Raw genomic sequence first — 917 nt, 5'->3', positions numbered from 1 at the left:
CCCAGCGCCCCGGCATGGGCCGCGAGCTGTACGACGCCCACCCGGTGTTCGCCGAGACCTTCGACGCCGTCTGCGCCGAACTGGACCGGCACCTCGACGGGCCGGGCCTGCGCGAGGTGGCCTTCGCCGCCGAGGGCACGGAGGAGGCGGCGCTGCTCGACCGCACCATGTGGACCCAGGCGGCCCTGTTCGCCTTCGGCACCGCCGCCCACGCCCTGGTCCGGTCCTGGGGCGTGCGCCCCCAGTCGCTGATGGGCCACTCCATCGGCGAGCTGACCGCCGCCCACTGCGCCGGGGTCCTCGACCTTCCGGCCGCCTGCGCACTGGTCGCCGCTCGCGGCCGGCTCATGCAGGCGCTCCCCGAGGGCGGGGCCATGACCGCTGTGGAGGCCACAGAGGAGGAGGTGCTGCCGCACCTCGACGGCCGCTCCGGGAGCGTCGCGATCGCCGCCCTCAACGGTCCGGCGTCCGTGGTGCTGTCCGGAGAAGCACACGAAGTGGACGAAATCGCCGTCGAGTTCGCCGCACGCGGGCGAAAGACTAGGCGTTTGCGGGTCAGCCATGCGTTTCACTCTCCTCTCATGGACGCCATGCTGGAGGACTTCCACGCGGTCGCGGCGGGCCTGGACTACGCGCCGCCCACCGTCCCCGTGGTGACCAACCTGACCGGTGCGGTCGCCGGCGCCGACACGCTGTGCGACCCGGCCCACTGGGTCCGCCACGTCCGGGAGGCGGTGCGCTTCCACGACGGCGTACGCACCCTGGAGGCGGAGGGCGTCACCACCTACCTGGAACTCAGCCCGGAACCCGTGCTCGGCGCCATGGTCGCGGACGGCGTGAGCGACCCGACCGCCGCGGTCACCGTCCCCCTGCTCCGCCGGGACCTGCCGGAGCGGCGCGCCGCGCTGCTCGCCGCC

General features: G+C 74.3%; 1 protein-coding gene. It reads left to right on the top strand.

Translation table 11 applies throughout. The annotated features are described in order from the left end of the window. Positions 1-917, top strand: a 917-nt coding sequence (locus ACYVE9_RS28555; RefSeq protein WP_461030783.1) for an acyltransferase domain-containing protein, incomplete at both ends; no start/stop codon positions are given.

The sequence above is a fragment of the Streptomyces sparsus genome (assembly GCF_054776295.1).
This window is presented reverse-complemented; position numbering and strand designations above follow the sequence as displayed.